This is a genomic window from Micromonospora globbae (assembly GCF_003610785.1).
GTDB classification, from domain to species: Bacteria; Actinomycetota; Actinomycetes; order Mycobacteriales; family Micromonosporaceae; genus Micromonospora; species Micromonospora globbae.
Genome location: NZ_RAQQ01000015.1, coordinates 181,422 through 196,662, shown reverse-complemented (window position 1 = coordinate 196,662; position 15,241 = coordinate 181,422). Strand labels below are relative to the sequence as shown.

Here is a 15,241-nt window from a genome sequence, read left to right as displayed (position 1 = left end):
GGTCATCGCGTACTCCGTCCTCTGCGTGTTCTTGGTCGTTCACACAGAGACTCACGCGATGACCCACCCCTATCTCGGCGGCACGCCGTGGCAGGTCAGCTTCTACACCACCCGGCGGGACGCAACCTTGACGGGTCTCCGTTCGACCCGAAGGACTGAGCCGTGTCCGACCGACCTGAGATCGTCTGCATCTGTGGCTCTACCCGGTTCGTGGACGAGATGAACGCGGCGAACCGTGATCTGACCCTCGCTGGTGTCATCGTCGTCGGCGCTCGTGGCTCGACCGTAGGCATCGGCGCCCCGGCCCGCTGGTCCCACTCGGCCCACGAGCGGCGGCAGCATCGATGGGAATCGCCGTGAGCGCGTAGTCGCTGCTCGGGGACTCTGGTCGCCACTGTTTGCGGGCCCTCCCTGTGATCATCAGCGATGAGATTCGGGCCCGTGCCCGGACATTCAAACTCAAGATTTCCTCAAGACGCGATACGCATAGCCGTTCGTCGAAGTATTCCTGCCAGACTCGGTCCCACGAGGATGCCGGTCCAGCCGAATCACAGTTGCTGGTGGACGGCTCCGAGGGTGCGCAATGACCTGCTGTTCCGGCCCATGTTGCCGGACCGAACCCTGGAAGGGAGAGACTGTGACACGTCTCCGCTCACTGGCCTGCTCGGCTCTGTTGGCCACCGCGTTGGCGGTGGCATCCGCGACGGTGTTCGCAGCTCCGGCGTCCGCCGGGTCGCTCTACTGGAAGAACGGAACCAACGTCTCGAAATCGACGGTCTGGTCCGGCGCGACCGCCAGCAACATCCAGTGCTACAGCCCGTCGGGATACAACGCGACCATGTGTATCCGGTTTGACCGGCGGGCCATCTACGTGAGGAACAACAAGGCCAACGGCTACTTCAAGCTCGGGCAGTGGACCGGCGGCGGAAACACGTACATCTGCCAGAACAACCGCACGAAGTCCACTGGTGACAACAGCTGGGTGGCCTGCCAGTGGAACTGGCCGAAGAAGAACTGCTACACCATGAGGACCGGATACGGGCAGCACGAGTGGTACGTGATCAGCGGTCCCAGCGGCATCAAGTGCTACTAGTTTCATAGGGACGCACCGCGTTCCGGGTCGACGGAGTGAAGCGGATCGAGTTCATCGCTCTGACACCTCTTGCTCCGCGAGCATGAGCACATTCCGGCGGCACCCTCCCCGAGCAGGAGGGTGCCGCCGGCCGGTGCGTCCAGTGCGCAGCGTCCCGACACTCAGCCGAGCGAGAGGAGCCCGTTGGCGTCCCGCCGGAGGCGGCCGCTGGTCAGCGCGACGTGCAGCCCGTACCGCAGCAGTTTGTCGAGCTTCTCCGTGCGGCGTCGGTAGCCCAGTCGTTCCATGCCCGCCCGGAGCGGTGTCACCTCGTCGCCTTCGTCGGCGAGCTGGCGCAGCTTCGCGGCGGCCACACCGGGTGGGAGGTCGAGCGACGCCGCACCGGTGCCGGCACTCGTCTCGGTATCGACCGGTGCGGGCGCCACCAACTCGTCGGCCGACGGCAGTGGCCGGATCCCGGAACGGTGAGCCAGGTGGACGTCGACGACGCCCTGCAGGCGGTGACCCTCCCCCCGGAAGTGGCCGAGCCCCACCCGTACCGCCTCGGTGAACGTCGCCGACTGCGCGCCCGGCCCGATCCGGGTCAACTCGACCGGCACCGCCCGACCCGAGTCGACCATCGAGATCAGCAGGTTCGTCTCGGTCACGGCCGCCGAGCCGAGCCGCTCCTCCTCCAGCAGGAAGCCGCCGAAGGCGTGCCCCTCACTGATGAAGATGAGCGGATGCAGACCCGCCGCCTCCAGGCAGGCGGCGTACGTGACGGACAGGTCGAGGCAGTTGCCCAGCCGCCCGTCCAGCACCGCGGCCGTCGTCCGCACCTTCTGGCCGCTGTTCTCGAACGACGCCGGCAGCGTCTGGTAGGTGATCTCAAGCTGACGCAGCGCCTCGTACACCGCGCCGGCGATCAGCGCCGCCCGCTCCGGCCCGTCCTGGTAGCCCTGCAGTGAGCCCGAGCCGGTACGCGCGAGCAGAATCTGCGCCGCAGACCGCAGCACCGCCTCGACCGCCCGGGTGTTCGGTTGCACGAAGGCCGCGAGGCTGTCGTAGAGGGCGGGGCTGTTGAACCATTCGTTGTGCGCGAGCACGGCACTTGGTGCGACCAGCCTCAGAGTCTTGTCCTGCGCCTCGACGGTGAGGCGGTAGTCGACCGGGAACGCCTCGTCGGTGCGGTAGAGCAGCGCCCGGTCGGGCGTCACGTCCCGGAAGTCGTCCCAGCCGGTGCTCGCGCCCGGCCGCAGCGGGGTGGTGAGAGTGCGCGTCCACGGCTCGGTGAGCGCACCGTCGGGCCCTCGCAGGTCGAGGGTGAGCGTCACGTCCGACAGCGGCTCGGTTCCCCGGTTGGTCAGCGTGAGGTGGCGGACCAGCGGCACCCGGTTGTGCACCAGGGCGGCGTTGATCGCCGGCTGCACGAGCAAGGCGACGGCGAGCCGGTCGTCGTCGGCGGTGAACTGCGCGAAGACGCTGTCGGACATGGCGTTGCTCCAGATGGGGAGGCCCGGAAGGGCCAGCCTAACGGTCACCCGACCGGCGGATCATCCTCCGACCGTATGCCGATCTTGGTTGTGGGGTGGTCGGGGGCAGGATCTGCGCCATGACGACGCACCACCCGAACACCCGCCGCCTGGTCTACGGCCACGCCACCAACTACGACTGTCTCGCCTTCGTCGACGCTGACACCGCCGCCGGGGAGGCCGCCGAGATCAGGGCGCTCGCGTCCGCGCGTACCGGGGTGAGGCGCGCAAGGTGCAGATGACCCACCTGTGGAACCCCGCCGGCCCCGACTGCTACGAGCCGGAGGACCACGCCGACGACAAGCCCTTCGACATCACCTCGGTCGGTGCCGTCGAGGACATGAGCTGGCCCGAAATGGTCACGACGCGGGCACTCACCGTGCTGCCGCAGGACTTGCAGGATCGGTACGGCGAAATCGTGCTCACGGTTCACGACGGTGAGTACCTGAAGGTCCCGCTCGACGGCGAGGCTGATCTGGTCGCCGAGCTGCGTGAGCGCGGCTACGAGGTGATCCGCGACGACGATCGCATCAACCTGCTCGACGGTCTCGGCCTGGGCTCGCTCGCCAAGTGAGGAAGACGGAGATGCCGGCATCGTTTCCGAGGACCGGCTCCGCCGTCCATGTGCGGCCGGCGTCTCCGTTGTTCGGGTCTACCGGCGTCGCTTGTTCAGGCTCGGAAGGCCGCCGGACACGGTTCGTACGGTGCCGTCCGGGTTGCTCCGGCCCGGCTTCTGCAGGGCCTCCGTGACCCGCCGCCCCGCAAGGTCGGAGGCGCTGAGGTTGACAACGACCCGGTCCGATCGCCGCCAGCTTCGCAGCCGAGCGAGTGCCTGCTCGCTGTCGGCGATGCCGGTCAGGGCACGGATCGCCGGCATCGCCCTGGCCGGATCGGCAAGCAGGAGCTTGGCGACGTCGGCGGGGCTCAGCTTGCGCGGCGTGGCGTGACCAACCGGAACGAGCGAGGCGTGGATCTCGTCGTCCTGCCGCCACAGCCACACCGACCGCTTGCCGTCGCCGGCCCGCATCACCGGCGTTGCGGACGCCGCAGCCGCCCGGTGCGACGGCGTCGTAGCCGCCTCCGCGGACAGGTGGGCCTGGGCAGCGGTAGTGGACGCCGCCTGTCGCCATGATTGCGGCGGGACGCGGACGTCGATGGCCGGGCGGGACGGGGGCGGAGGCTCCGACGGAGGTTCCCCGGGCCGCGAGGGCTCGACCCGCGGCGCCTGCCGTTGCCGCACGAACCAGCCGGCGTGCTCCCACTGCTCCGGCGTGAACCTGACCGGGATCGTCTCGATCAGGTCGGACGCCGACAGGTCCTGGATGGTGAGCTGTGCCCGCCGCTTCGCATGGTCGGTCGCGGTGGGCGACCCGATGTCGACGACCGAGGCCAACGGAATCCGCCGGACGTCCGCCTTCAGCCACGGCAGCAGGCGCCGGCGCCGAACGACGAGATGCCCCTGCTCGAACCAGGCGTCCCACCGCCGCGCCACGTCGATCACCTCCCGTGCTGCGCACGTTAGCGGCGTGATGATCACTACTCACTCGGCGCAACGGCCAGTCGGCGCGGCGGAACGCCTGATTGCGTCAGTGGCGCAGGCATCGCGCTCACCGTCGTGGCCGCCGCGGAGCACACAGCGCCGGCCACCGGGCAACCGCACATACAGAAGACGCGGTGCCGGACGAACTGCACGTCCTCCTCGGAGACGGTCATCTCCCCCGGGTCCATCATCGGCAGCACGGCGATCCAGCGGCCGACGACTCGCGCCAGGCGTGGCGCAGCCGACAGATCGGCGACGACCGGCAGGTGGATCCACGTGACGTCCTCTGCTCCTGGCCGTCCTGCCGGTCACCGTAAGTGAGCTGTCCATAATCCGACAGTGATTCACCATCTCTTGGATTCAGCGACTCGCAATATCCACACTGGTGTATGGCCCGCTCGGACGGTGCGTCAGACGGAGGCCGGAGCCGTCGCTCGTCATCCCGGCCGCAGGTACGCACGCCGGAGGCTTTCCCCCCGTCACTGCAGCCCCTGCTGGCGCGGATCGCCGATCGGCGTGCCTCCCGCAGCGAAGCGACCCTGCAGGCCGACATCCGCCAGCTTCTCCTGGCCGGCGACTTCGGGCTCTCCGACGCCCACCTCGACGTCGACCTCGAAGCCCCGGCTGGCGGCGGCCGACGCATCGACATCGAAATCGGCTACACCATCATCGAGGTCAAGCGACGACTCCAGACCGGGCGTCCGCTGCTGGAGGCCGAGCGGCAGCTCGGCGGCTACGTTCGGTCGCGGAGCCTGGAGAGCGGCCAGCGATACGTCGGCATCCTCACCGACGGCGCCACCTGGCGCGCGTACCAGCTGAAGAACGACTTTTTGACCCTCGTCGACAGCCACGCGCTCGCTCCCACCCGCCCCGACGGGCTCAGCCTGTTCTACTGGCTGGAAGGGGTGCTGGCCACAAGCCACCAGGTCCAACCCACCCCGACGGAAGTTGCCCGTCGCCTCGGCGCCGAGAGCACCTCCCACAAGCTGGATCGCGCGGCGCTAGCCGCCCTCTATGAAGAGCACAAGCAGCTGCCAACCGTGGAGCTGAAGAAAAAGCTGTGGGCGGAGCTGCTGGACAGCGCCCTGGGCACGCAGTTCGTCGACGACCCCGGCCTCTTCGTCGAGCACACGCTACTCATGAACAGCGCGCACATCATCGCGCACCTCGTCGTGGGCATCGACGTGATGGGGCTGCAACCAGAGGGTCTGATCACCGGGCAGCAGTTCGACCAGGCCGGCATCCTCGGCGTGGTTGAGCACGACTTCTTCGGATGGACCACTGAGGTCCCGAGCGGTCGCGAGTTCCTTCACGGTCTTGCCCGCCGGCTCGCCCGCTTCGACTGGACGAACGCCGACCACGACATCCTGAAGGTGCTCTACGAATCCATGATCGGCGCTGAGACGCGCAAGCGGATGGGCGAGTACTACACGCCGGACTGGCTCGCCGAGCACATCGTCGACACCGTCGTCACCGATCCGCTGGGGCAACGGGTGCTGGATCCGTCCTGCGGCTCCGGTACTTTCCTCTTCCACGCCGTACGGCGATACCTCGCCGCGGCGGAGGCTGCGGCCGTTCCCGTCGACGCCGCGCTGACGCAACTCGCCCAGCACGTGGTCGGCGTCGACCTGCACCCCGTCGCCGTAGCGCTCGCCCGGGTGACCTACCTGCTCGCCATCGGGCACGAGCGCCTCAACGGTCCACGCGGGCCGATCACCATTCCCGTGTACCTCGGCGACAGCATGCAGTGGCGGGAACGCCTGGACCTCTTCACCGACGACCACGTGCGCATTAGCGCCGGCCACAACGCAAGCGAAGTCGAAGACTGGCTCCGCTTCCCGAAGACGCTCCTCGCGGATCCGGGTCACTTCGACCGAATCGTCGCCAGGCTCGCTGGCATGGCGGCCAAGCCGCGAGATCCGGACAACCCGCCCGCACTGGACGGGTTCTTTCACCTCATGAGAATCGCACCCGAGGACCAGCCAATGCTTCTCGACACCTTCGAGGCGATGTGCCGGCTGCACGACGAGGGGCGCGACCACATCTGGAGCTACTACCTTCGCAACCTGGCCCGGCCTGTTTGGTTGGCGATGCGGGACAGCCGGGTGGATGTCCTGATCGGCAATCCGCCGTGGCTGTCGTACCGTCAGATGCCACGGGAAATGCAGGCACAGTTCAAGGAACATTCTCGCGAGCGCGGACTGTGGCACGGCAGAGAGTTCGCGACGCACCAGGACCTCTCCGCTCTCTTCGTCGCCAGAGCGGTCCAGCAGTACCTACGCGACGGCGGCGCGTTCGCCTTCGTCATGCCCAACGCGGTGCTCGATCGCGAATACTACGAGGGCTTCCGCAGCGGCTGGTATGAAGACAAGGGCGAGCTGACCGGCGTCGACTTCACCGGCTCCTGGGACCTACGTCGCCTGCGGCCCCATCCCTTCCCGCGCGGCGCCGGCGTCGTCTTCGGAAACCGGGCCGCACTGACCACGTATCGCCGCTTGCCCTCGGTGGCCGAACAGTGGACCGGACGTGTACCCGCGAGCGCCAGATCGTGGAGCGCGGTCGAACCCTTCATCACCCGAGAGGCCGCCGACCTCGTCTCCAGCGAACCGGCGCTCACGGAGTCACCATACGAGCCGCGCTTCGCACAGGGCGCCACGATCGTGCCGCGGCTGCTGTTCTTCGTCGAGACGGAATCGGGTGGACCGCTCGGCCTCGGTACCGGCCGCCGCGCCGTACGCTCGGCGCGCAGCACCCTAGAGAAGGCACCGTGGAAGAACCTACCCGCCTTGCACGGCGTCGTGGAGGCCGACTTCATCCGCCCGGTGCTGCTCGGCGAGTGCCTGCTGCCATACCGGATCCTACCGGTCAGGAAGGCGGTGCTCCCGTTGGACGGCTCCGCCCTGCTGACCGGCGCCGACCCCCGGCTCGACTACTACCCTGGCCTCGCCGAGTGGTGGCGGCAGGCGGAAGCCGTATGGGAAGCTCAGCGCAGCAACAACCGCCTCACCCTCGCCGAGCAGCTCGACTTCCGGCGCAAACTCACCACGCAGCTCCCCGCACCGCCCCTTCGTCTGGCCTATGCCGCGTCCGGCATGCACGTCGCCGCCGCTATCGTCGACGATCCTGCGTCGATAGTCGAACACAGCCTCTACCACTGCACGATTCAGACGCGAGCCGAGGGCCATTACCTGAGCGCGATCCTCAACAGTGCGGCGCTCACCGCGCTCGTCCGTCCGTTCATGTCGTACGGGAAGGACGAGCGACACGTCGACAAGCACCTGTGGAAGCTTCCCATCCCCCTCTACGAGGCGGACAACCGGACGCACCAGCGGCTCGCGGAACTTGGCCGGCAGCAGTACGAGACTGTCGCTGGACTCCGTCTCACCGACGGCGCGAACTTCGTGGCCCTGCGCCGTCAGGTCCGAGCCGAACTCGCGCGGCACCCCGCCACGCCGGAAGTCGAGGCCATCGTCATGGACATGCTTGGCTGATGGGCCCTTTCGCGCCTCTGGACTGCACGGTCCTACGAAGCACCTTCACAGCCGGTGGCTCGTCGATGAACATTGACGAGCAAGCTATCTCGACACCCCCTGATGGAGGGCTGAGTGGCCAGCAAACCGCCCGCTGTCGCCTCGAAGGAACGGCCGATACTGCTCAGAGCACATCGGATCGTGAATGTCGGTGGCGGCGATTACGCCTTCACCGACCTTCGCAAGACGGACCTCGGCGGCGTACAGAACCGGCAGTTCCGCTTCTTCACGCCAGTACGGCGGGACCGGATGCGGTTGCCCACCTCTCTGCCGGAGTTCGCGGGGTTGCGCCATGTGGCCAATCTGTCCGACAGCCCGGTGACGGTGGCGGCGGAGCTTGGAGGGCACTGGTCGGAGCACAACCTGGCGGCCATCACGCACGTCGCCGCCTGCAACTTCCGCTGCTCCTACTGCTACGTCGACTACCGCCACTTGGCCGGTCGGGATGCCTTCGTCACGAACGCCGACGGGGTAGTGGACGAGTTCCTCGCGCTCAGGCATACGGCTCAGGCTGCCGGTCAGCAGCTCAGCCTGCTACGCGTGAGCGGCGGGGAGCCGCTGCTCGCCCCCTCCCTCGTGATCGAGATCTACCGTGCCTTGGCGGCACGGGGCCTGCTCGGCTCCGTCGTCCTCAAGGTGGAGTCGAACCTCTCCGCCCTGCCGTACGCGTGGCATCAGAGCGCCCTGCGGCTGTCCGTGGCCGAGCGCGAGGAGCTGCGGCGCGTCAAGGTGCACACGACGCTCCATCACCCGCCTGGCAGCGGCGACTGGCCCGCTATCCGCGACGGGATCGCCCTGGCACTCGAACTTGGCTTCGATCTGTTTCCGGCGGTCGGCGCCATCGACTGGACCGCAGAACAACTCGACATGAGCTACCACGAGTTGGCCCGGATCAGCCCGGGACTCCCGCGGCGACTCGCGGTGCGCCCCTTCCACCTGGACTATCCCGCGCTGGCGGACCGCCGCAGGCTGCCTCGACCAGCCGAATCCGAAGCGCCTTCGATGGTGTGGGAGAAGATTCTGCGGCGGCACGCCGATGTCGGGTATCTCGACGAACCCCGACATCTGGTACCGCTCACCTGAGCACGAATACCGACCGCACCCTTGGAGGACCGATGCCGGAGATCAAGGCAGTCACGATATGCAGCAGCTCCAAGTTCTACGACACTGCCCAGCTTGCCGAGGCGGCGTTCCGCGACCTCGGCATGACCGTCTACACCCCGCGCTACGACTTCAACGAACAGCATGTGCGGGTCGACGAGTCGGACAAGATCCAACTCACGCGTGATTTCCTCGCGAAGATCGCGAGATCGGACGCGATCTTCGTCGTAGCCAACGGCGGATACGCCGGCGTCAGTGTGTGCATCGAGGTGGGCTACGCCGTGGGGCAGGGCAAGGTGGTGTTGTTCTCCGAGCAGCCGGCGGAGTTCGCGCTCCGGGCGCTGGTCGACGCGGTGGTCCCGGTCGAGGACATCGGCGCCGGAGTGCGTCGGTGACCAGGGCCGATGCGGTGGGCAGGCCGCAGTGATCGTCGCGGTGCCCAGTCCCTCGAGTCGACTGTACGGCCCAGTCGCCGACATTGTCGGCAGCCGCTTCGCCGGCTTGGACGAGGCTCACCCGAGGTCGCTGTGGCACCGCTCGGGCGCGGATTCGCTCATCCAATGCCGGGGCTTCGACATACCGGAACTCGTGGCCTCGGGAGCGGTCGACATCGGCATCACCGGCTACGACGTATGCGTCGAATGGTGCCTCGCGAACGACCAGGCGCTCACTCTCCGCGCGTTGCCGCCGGCCCGGACGTCGTTCGTCACCTACTGCACCGTTGCCGGCCGAAAGCCGCGCACGATCTACACCGAGTACCCGGCCATCACCCAGGCCTGGATGGCCTCGTGCGCGAACCTGCGACCGATGCGAATCGTACGGCTGCACGGGGCCGCCGAGGGCCTCATCCGCGCGGACGACAACGGCGCCGGAGTGTTGCTCGTGACGTCGGGTCAGACCCTGGCCGCGAACGGACTCGACGTGGAGGTGCCGCTTCTCGCCACCGACGTGTGTGTCGTGACCCGTACCGCGTCTCTCAGCGAGGTAACACTGATCGATTTGCGGGCGCTGCCGGTGCTGCCCCTGCCGAGCTTCTGCGAGGCAACAGGCGGGGCGTCCGGTGAGCCGTCACCGCGGCAAACGAGACGGAGGGCGGCGTCGATGACGCGGGAATCGCCAGGGGGACCATTGCGTGGAGCTTGAGGTGGCTACCGTCGCGTCCGGCTGGCACCACGTGCTGTCGCTCTTCTCCCAAGGCCAGCCGGCGCGGGTCGCGACGCGGCACGGGATCTGTTTCGACATCCCAGGTCTCACCGTCTGGCTGGGGAACCCGGCAGACCTGACCCCGCCCCAGGGGTACCTGTACCCGGAACTGATCAAGGACTACCGCGACCGGATCTTCGGCGACCAGCGGGAATCGTCGCTGCTCTACCAGCGGCTGCGGGGCTGGGTCGCCGCGGACGGCTCGGCGATCGACCAGTTCGAGCAGGCCACCGAAGCGCTTCGGCAGGACGAGCACAGCAGGTCGGCAGTCTTCTCGATGTGGCGGCCGGAGGAGGACCTCGGCGGTCGCTTCCCCGTGTCGCCGGTCGGTGGTGCTCTCCGGATCGTCGGCGACGACCTCGTCCTCTTCCTCACCGCTCGAAGCGTCGACGTCTGGGTCGGGTTCGTGCCCGAGTTGTTGACCTTCGCGCAGCTGGCCTCCGACGCCGCCCTCGCTCTCGGGCTGAGCGGCAGCAAGGTTTGTTACCACTCGTGGAGCATGCACCTGTACGAGGTGGACTACCTCACCTATCTGGGCGGGGCACGATGACACGATCACTCACTCTGCTGGACAGCGGCCTCGTCGACACGCACACCATTGACAAGGTGTTGCAGTCGGTCGTGTTCTTCTCCGACCGCGTCGTGCTGCGGGCCTCCTTCGAGGTCCCGGCTGCGTACCGGAACCGTGCTGCCGAGATCAACCGGCGGGTCGACGAACTGCGGGAGGCTGGGCTCCTCGGGTTTTGGGGCCACGAGTACGAGGTCGACGACGGTGGCCGGGTGCGCTTCGGTCAGGGCGCCAAGCGGGGACGCCGCGCTGACCTGGTCATTCCCCAGGGGCAGATGCGCGAGAGCCTGACCCGGATGGACGAGGTGATGCGGGCGATTCGGGAAGAGGCGTACCGCCGAACCGAGATCGACACGCGCACGCTGCGGCAGGGTGCGGCGGAGATCGTGAGCCTGCGCAACCACATGGCCTCCCTTGTCATCTCCTCTGAACTGCGGCAGGACGGCATGCTGTCCAACCCGGCGGTGAAGGTCCAGCTCTCCCGGAGCCTCGGTCGGCCGAAACCGCAACGCTTCGAGACCGCGGTGGTCCGGGAGGTGCTGGGACAGTTGCAGATCGGCTCGCTCGACCAGCTCAACGTCGATCAGATCGTCGAGTCGCGCCGGTACAACGCCGGCTTCCGGAGCCTGCTGGACGAGTCATTGCTTGCGCTGTCGAGGGGGCTCGACCCGGTCCTGACACCGGAGGCGACCGCGCGTGAGTTGACCCGCCGCTACCGCGAGACGGTCGCGGAGTTCGCCCGGCCACGCGTCGCCGGCCAGGCCGCGCAGGAGGTGGTGTGGGACGTCCTCGGTGCCACTGTGCCGTCAACGGTCGTCTTCAAGTACGGTCTCCGAGCACTCACCTGGCGCAAGGCAGCTCAGCGGGCCAAGCCGTTCCTGCTGTTGATGCACCTGGAGCGAGCTGCCAGGCGGCAGCCTCCAGACCTCGGGTGAGACGATCAGCCGACCCGCACGTCCGTGGGTGCCGACGAATCAATCCGCGCGAAGGCCTCCTCGATGTCGGCGAGCGCGCGGTGTGCCGAGCGCGGCAGCAGGTGGCGCAGATGCCACATCGCGACCGACACGTGGTCCCCGTTCGCAGCAGCGCCATCCGTTGTCCGGCCCGCGGCGACCGACCACACGAGGATCAGGGCCAGGGCATATCCGGTGTCCGGGATGTCGAAGCTGAGGTCGAACCAGCATCGCGAATCTTCGGGCACAACGAAAGTGCGATCCTCTCGGCGGGCCTCGGCGAGGCTGGCGGCCAGCGCCGCCGGGCTCTGGCCCGAGGCGTTGTCGGCGACTCTCCACGTCAGGTGGAACATCGAAGCGAGCGTCGCCGCCGCCTCGATGATCGCCCGGCACTCGCTGCGGTTGAGGTGCCGTCGCCGTCGGAGCAGCTTCATGCCGCAGGTCCTGCGGACAAGTGTCGCTCCGGCATGGGGGGACCCTCCCACGAGAACTGGCCATGGTTCAAGAACCGTCCGCCCGTCCGTGTCGGCGACCATCAGCGACGCAGGCGGCGAGCGCACTCACCGTCGTGGCCATCGCGGAGCACACAGCGCCGACCACCGGCCAGCCGCACGTCGCAGAAGACGCGGTGCCGAACGAACTGCATGTCCTCGTCGGAGACGGTCATCTCCCCCGGGTCCATCATCGGCAACACGGCGATCCAGCGGCCGACCACTCGGGCCAGGCGTTGCGCCGCCAGCAGATCCGCGGCGACGACCGGCAGGTGGATCACGAAACGGGCGCTCACCGACGGCCACCCTCGGCCTGCTCGGACTGCCACCGGCGCAGCGCGACCTTGATCCGCAGGTTCTCCTGGCGCTGCTTCGTGATCTCGGCGTGGAGCGCCATCATGTCGGCAGCCACCCGGTCCAGGAAGGCGTACACCTCGTCGGGGTCGAGGCCGCGGCGTCCGAGCCGGGAGGGCTGGAATCGGCGCTCGCGCACCTGCCACGGCAGCAGACTCGTGTACGTATTGGATCGGTAGGTCGCACCACCGCCTGCCGGCAAAGACCCTTGGTTGCGGATGCTCAACTCTGCCTTCCTCCTCCCACGCCGAGCGGCGTGTGCAGATGCACAGCCTACACGAGCAGGGAGCACATGAACAGTACATCTGCACACTGAGCGTGTGTTCAGTTCGCCTGCTCTTAACGTGACGGCGTGGAAGAGCTTCGGCTGGTGGCCAGCCAGGAGATCCAGGAGATGCTGGGCGTCTCACGGACGCGCGCGTACCAGATCACCAACTCGAAGTCCTTTCCTGATCCGGTGGCCGTGCTGTCCGTTGGGCGCATCTGGCGTGCCGCGGACGTCGAACGGTGGATCAAGGAACACCGGCGGGACCTGCAGGACTCGGAGGAATAGCGACCGGCAGATCCGAGCGATGCGCGGCCAAGCCGCGAGACGTACTGCCGGCCGGTGACGTGGCGTCGAGCTGGTTCCGGTCCTGACCTAACGTGGAAGCCGGACCCCGACAGCCAACCAGCGGAACTGCCCGTTCGCGCCGTCGAGCCGGGTGTAGTCATTCCAGGCAAGCGTGTACTTGCCGGTGAGGTTCCGCTCGTTGTTCGCGTAGTAGCGACCCTCGGTCCCCCACCGCAGGGTGCCCGTCAAGGTACGCCCGTCGTGGATTCGGAAGTGCTGGTCGCGCGTGAGTCGAGAGTGCCTGGGCGGGGCCCACAGCGGCTGGTGGTTGGTCAGCATGATCGCGAAGCCGTTGGTCAGGCTCGGATCGGCAGCGCAGAGTCCTTCCAGCCGCGCGACGTCGAAGACGAAGTTGCGTCGGGCCAGGTCGTCGGCCGCGTGCTCGCGCAGACGGAAGCGCTCCCCGGTCGCCGGGTCGGTGCCGTCCCACCGTGCGGTGAAGTACTTGAACTCAATGGCCGTGCGCCCCTGCGACCCGAAGCACAGTAGGTCGACGTGTTCTCCACCGGCCTGCCGGACCTCCAACCGGACCTGGACCGAGGGCCGCAGGCTGTGCAGCGTCCAGGCGAAGGCGTGCTGGAAGTCGGCCTCCGAGTGGAAGACAGCACGGCGGCCGACCAACTCGGCCATGACCGCGGCCACCTCAGCCTCACCTGCGATCAGCGTCATTCGTTCCCCCCCCCCAACGTCCACATTGCCGTTGCTAGAGATCGGGTCCCCGCCTGATCTGGGCGATCCGACCGTCCAGTGTCTTCACATGCACAGATTCCGGTCCGTACTCGGCGACGAGGATCGGCCGGAGCGCCTCGAGATGTCGAAGGCCCTCGGTCGCACGGCCGACGGCGGGCAGCATCATGCCGAGCCGGTAGGTGGCGTCCCGGTGCAGGGGGTCGTACGGCTCCGCGAGGGCGAGGAACTCGGTGAGCCGCGTGATGGCCTCGTCGATGTTGCCGATCTCGGCGTTACTGACGCCCGAGTAGTAGTAGAGCACCGCCATGTCGTCGCCGCCGTCGAGCTTTGGGAGGATCTCGTCGAGGACGGACGCCACCCGGCTGAACTCGTCGGCGAACCACAGCGTCGATGCGAGAGCCACCTGCATCTCCAGCTTCAACGCCGGCTCAGCAGCGGCCCGTTCGACCGCCTCGTCCAGCAGATCGATCGCCTGCTGGAACTGCGAATCCTCGACCAGGTCGCCCACCCGCTGCCGGATCTCGATCGCCTCGTCGACGCTCAGCGGCGTCGACGTCGCCCGTGTCGGCTTGGCGGCGGGGGCGGCACCGCGCTGACGGGGCGCCGGGGCGAGTGGGCGGAGGAACGGCCGGCGCGGGTCCCGGTTGCCGCCGGCTCCGGCCGTCCCGGGCCGGGCAGCGAGCGGAAGCAGCTTCTCGTAGACGGCCTCCGCGGTGGGCCGATCCGCGGGCCGCTTTGCCAGCATCTGCGCGATCAGATCGTCGAGGTTGGCAGGCACGTCGGGGCGCAGCATCCGCGCCGACGGTGCCGGGGTGTTGACGTGGTGATCCTGGTAGGAGCGATTGGCCGTCTCGAGGAACGGGACCCGCCCGGTGAGCGTCTGGTACAGCACGCAACCCAACGCGTAGACGTCGCTGGCCGGCCCGACCGGGTTGCCCAGGGCCTGTTCGGGCGGCATGTACGGCGGGCTGCCGACGGTGTGGCCGATCTGGGTGAGCCGGGGCAGGGCGCTGGCGCCGCGCAGGATGGCCACGCCGAAGTCGAGGACCTTCACCAGTCCCCCGTCGGTGACCATCAGGTTCAAGGGTTTGATGTCACGGTGGACGACATCGACCCGGTGGACGTCGACAAGGGTGGCGGCCGCCTGGGCGGTGATGGCCGCAGCCCAGCTGATCGGCCACGGGTCGGCGGCATAGTCCCGGGATGCGATGAGCTCCTCGAGGGTCTGCCCGTACACCAGCTGCATCACCAGGTAGATGCGGCCGGTCGACTCCTCGACGCCGAAGTCGTACACCGCGGGGATACCGGGCAGTTCCAGCTTGGCAGTCGTACGGATCTCCCGGAGGAACCGCTCCCGGTCGGCCGCTGCGGCCTCGGCGAACGCGGCGCTCTCCGCACTGCCGAAACTCGCCACGGGCCCGGACGTGCTTCGCATCAGCTTGATCGCCACGCGTCGGTCCAGGTGCCGGTCGTAGCCGCTCCAGACCGCCCCCATGCCGCCGCTGCCGATCAGCGCGTCGACGCGGTACCGGTCCGCGAAGACCCACTCCTCAGCCGGTGCCGCCTCGTTCACAGCCGTGTCTTCCCCCGGATC

17 protein-coding genes are annotated in these 15,241 nt (G+C 68.1%); 10 read left to right on the top strand and 7 right to left on the bottom strand.

What is annotated here, in order from left to right:
- Positions 1-838 precede the first annotated feature (838 nt).
- Complete coding sequence (locus tag D7I43_RS21070) at positions 839-1,093, top strand: hypothetical protein (RefSeq protein WP_147427276.1); 255 nt, start codon at positions 839-841, stop codon at positions 1,091-1,093.
- 161 nt (positions 1,094-1,254) lie between these two features.
- Here D7I43_RS21070 and D7I43_RS21065 read toward each other — a convergent pair whose 3' ends face one another.
- A complete protein-coding gene (locus D7I43_RS21065) occupies positions 1,255-2,565 on the bottom strand; it encodes a hypothetical protein (RefSeq protein ID WP_120330257.1) in 1,311 nt (436 codons plus the stop codon).
- Positions 2,566-2,684: 119 nt separating this feature from the next.
- Between D7I43_RS21065 and D7I43_RS32780 the strand changes: the two genes are divergently transcribed.
- Both D7I43_RS32780 and D7I43_RS21055 read left to right on the top strand, forming a co-directional pair.
- Positions 2,685-2,846 carry a hypothetical protein gene (locus D7I43_RS32780; protein WP_158610128.1) on the top strand — a complete coding sequence of 54 codons (162 nt, stop codon included), beginning with the start codon at positions 2,685-2,687 and terminating at the stop codon, positions 2,844-2,846.
- On the top strand, positions 2,843-3,178 hold the full coding sequence (locus D7I43_RS21055) for a hypothetical protein (protein WP_120330255.1): 336 nt from the start codon (positions 2,843-2,845) through the stop codon (positions 3,176-3,178). The genes D7I43_RS32780 and D7I43_RS21055 overlap by 4 nt, the downstream gene beginning before the upstream one ends.
- 78 nt (positions 3,179-3,256) lie before the next feature.
- On the opposite strand, the gene D7I43_RS33740 is transcribed toward D7I43_RS21055, so the two are convergent.
- Positions 3,257-4,096: a hypothetical protein gene (locus D7I43_RS33740; RefSeq protein WP_240033077.1), complete on the bottom strand. Its 840-nt coding sequence runs from the start codon at positions 4,094-4,096 to the stop codon at positions 3,257-3,259.
- Positions 4,097-4,533: 437 nt separating this feature from the next.
- Here D7I43_RS33740 and D7I43_RS21040 point away from each other — a divergent pair, with 437 nt between their 5' ends.
- The 6 genes from D7I43_RS21040 to D7I43_RS21020 all read left to right on the top strand — a co-directional run bounded on the left by D7I43_RS21040 (position 4,534) and on the right by D7I43_RS21020 (position 11,481).
- Entirely contained in the window at positions 4,534-7,635 is a 3,102-nt protein-coding gene (locus D7I43_RS21040; protein WP_120330254.1) for an N-6 DNA methylase, read from the top strand.
- 114 nt (positions 7,636-7,749) lie between these two features.
- Positions 7,750-8,757, top strand: coding sequence for a radical SAM family protein (locus tag D7I43_RS21035; protein ID WP_147427275.1), 1,008 nt, complete (start codon positions 7,750-7,752; stop codon positions 8,755-8,757).
- 32 nt (positions 8,758-8,789) lie between these two features.
- Positions 8,790-9,170, top strand: coding sequence for a TIR domain-containing protein (locus D7I43_RS32775; RefSeq protein ID WP_158610127.1), 381 nt, complete (start codon positions 8,790-8,792; stop codon positions 9,168-9,170).
- A 28-nt stretch (positions 9,171-9,198) separates the two neighbouring features.
- The gene (locus D7I43_RS21030) at positions 9,199-9,918 is read left to right on the top strand and encodes a hypothetical protein (RefSeq protein ID WP_158610126.1); all 720 of its coding nucleotides are present in this window, start codon (positions 9,199-9,201) and stop codon (positions 9,916-9,918) included.
- Between the two features lies 1 nt (position 9,919).
- Complete coding sequence (locus D7I43_RS21025; protein ID WP_158610125.1) at positions 9,920-10,528, top strand: thymidylate synthase; 609 nt, start codon at positions 9,920-9,922, stop codon at positions 10,526-10,528.
- Between the two features lie 71 nt (positions 10,529-10,599).
- Complete coding sequence (locus D7I43_RS21020; RefSeq protein ID WP_147427274.1) at positions 10,600-11,481, top strand: hypothetical protein; 882 nt, start codon at positions 10,600-10,602, stop codon at positions 11,479-11,481.
- Positions 11,482-11,486: 5 nt separating this feature from the next.
- Here the strand turns inward: D7I43_RS21020 and D7I43_RS21015 are convergent, their stop codons facing one another.
- From D7I43_RS21015 to D7I43_RS21005, 3 genes are all read right to left on the bottom strand, one after another.
- The gene (locus D7I43_RS21015) at positions 11,487-11,933 is read right to left on the bottom strand and encodes a hypothetical protein (protein WP_120330249.1); all 447 of its coding nucleotides are present in this window, start codon (positions 11,931-11,933) and stop codon (positions 11,487-11,489) included.
- A gap of 101 nt (positions 11,934-12,034) precedes the next feature.
- Entirely contained in the window at positions 12,035-12,286 is a 252-nt protein-coding gene (locus tag D7I43_RS21010) for a hypothetical protein (protein ID WP_120330248.1), read from the bottom strand.
- Positions 12,283-12,564, bottom strand: a complete 282-nt coding sequence (locus tag D7I43_RS21005; protein ID WP_240033081.1) for a DivIVA domain-containing protein — start codon at positions 12,562-12,564, stop codon at positions 12,283-12,285. Before D7I43_RS21005 ends, D7I43_RS21010 begins: the two co-directional genes overlap by 4 nt.
- 132 nt (positions 12,565-12,696) lie before the next feature.
- On the opposite strand from D7I43_RS21005, the gene D7I43_RS21000 reads away from it, so the two are divergent.
- Complete coding sequence (locus tag D7I43_RS21000) at positions 12,697-12,897, top strand: helix-turn-helix transcriptional regulator (RefSeq protein WP_120330246.1); 201 nt, start codon at positions 12,697-12,699, stop codon at positions 12,895-12,897.
- Positions 12,898-12,984: 87 nt separating this feature from the next.
- On the opposite strand, the gene D7I43_RS20995 is transcribed toward D7I43_RS21000, so the two are convergent.
- A complete protein-coding gene (locus tag D7I43_RS20995; protein WP_120330245.1) occupies positions 12,985-13,626 on the bottom strand; it encodes a hypothetical protein in 642 nt (213 codons plus the stop codon).
- A gap of 34 nt (positions 13,627-13,660) precedes the next feature.
- Positions 13,661-15,220: a serine/threonine-protein kinase gene (locus tag D7I43_RS20990; protein ID WP_120330244.1), complete on the bottom strand. Its 1,560-nt coding sequence runs from the start codon at positions 15,218-15,220 to the stop codon at positions 13,661-13,663.
- Positions 15,221-15,241 lie beyond the last annotated feature (21 nt).